1 protein-coding gene is annotated in these 1207 nt (G+C 62.6%); it reads right to left on the bottom strand.

The genetic code is table 11. The features are described 5' to 3' along the window. Nucleotides 1–1118, bottom strand: a 1118-nt coding sequence (locus tag ACXRVY_RS30175) for a pyridoxal phosphate-dependent aminotransferase (protein WP_458239096.1), incomplete at its 3' end; no start/stop codon positions are given. Nucleotides 1119–1207 lie beyond the last annotated feature (89 nt).

Here is a 1207-nt window from a genome sequence, read left to right as displayed (position 1 = left end):
CGCCTGTCCACTACCAGTCCAATCCGGATATKCCCCGCCGCACTCGGTCCAAACGCTTCGCCGGCCAGCACCGAAACGCCATAACCGTCCAGTAGTCGCTCGGCAAAACGCTGGGCCGACAGGCCGGTCTGGCGCACGTCGACCATCACGAACATCCCGCCATCCGGGCGTATCGGCCGCAGGCCCGCGCATCCGTCCAGGCTCGCGCACACCAGGTCGCGACGCTGGCGGTACTCCTCGCGCATCGACGCCACCTCGGGCAGCTCCTCTTCCAGGGCCCGTTGCGCCGCCTTCTGCACGAACTCCGGAATACCGAACAGCATGCACAGCGACAGATGTTCCAGGTGATCGGCCAAGGGCTTGGGCCCGATCACCCAGCCCACCCGCCAGCCACTCATGGCGTGGGATTTGGACAAGCTATTGATGGTCGCGGTGCGTTCGGCCATGTCCGGCAGGCTGGCCGGACTGATGTGGTCGCCCTCGTACAGCAGATCGCTGTACACCTCGTCACTGATCAGCCACACGTCATGCCGAATGCACAACGAAGCCAGTGCCTGCCAGATCTTCAGAGACAGGCTCGCACCGGAAGGATTGTTCGGGCTGTTGAGTAAAATGGCCCGGGTTCGTGGCGTGATCAGCGCCGCGACATCGCCCGGATCGACCCGAAAGCCGTTCTCCGGACACACCGCAACAGGCACGACTTTCGCCCCAATGGCACCGAACACGCCCTCATACGTCACGTACATCGGTTCGGCGACAATTACCTCGTCCCCCGGATCGAGCAGGCATTGCRCCACCGAATACACCGCRCACTGSGCMCCGGGSAWKACGATYACATGCTCGGCATCCACCGCCTGCCCGCTCTGTCGCTGATGGCGACGGGCGATGCTGTCGCGCAACCGACGGTTGCCGCGGACTTCCGAGTAATGGGTGTCACCCGCCAACAAGCTGTCTATAGCGGCTAGAACGATAGGTTGCGGGGTATCGAAATCCGGGTCGCCGACCGAAAGCAGCAGTATATCGACGCCCTGTTCGCGCAATTGCACTGCGCGATTGTGTATCTGCCAGGCCGCGGCGCCTTCACCGGCGATGCGTTGGGTCAAGCCTGAATAGCGCATGTGGTTCTCCAGTCGCGCAGGTTCCTGAGTCAACCCTATCTCAATTCACCAAACGCGCCACCCTGGCATTCAAAATCCCTGGCATGGGA

It is taken from the genome of Pseudomonas sp. P5_A2_2, from assembly GCF_054177685.1.
Note: the sequence above shows the minus strand (reverse complement) of the source record. Positions and strands in the feature narration are given on the sequence as shown.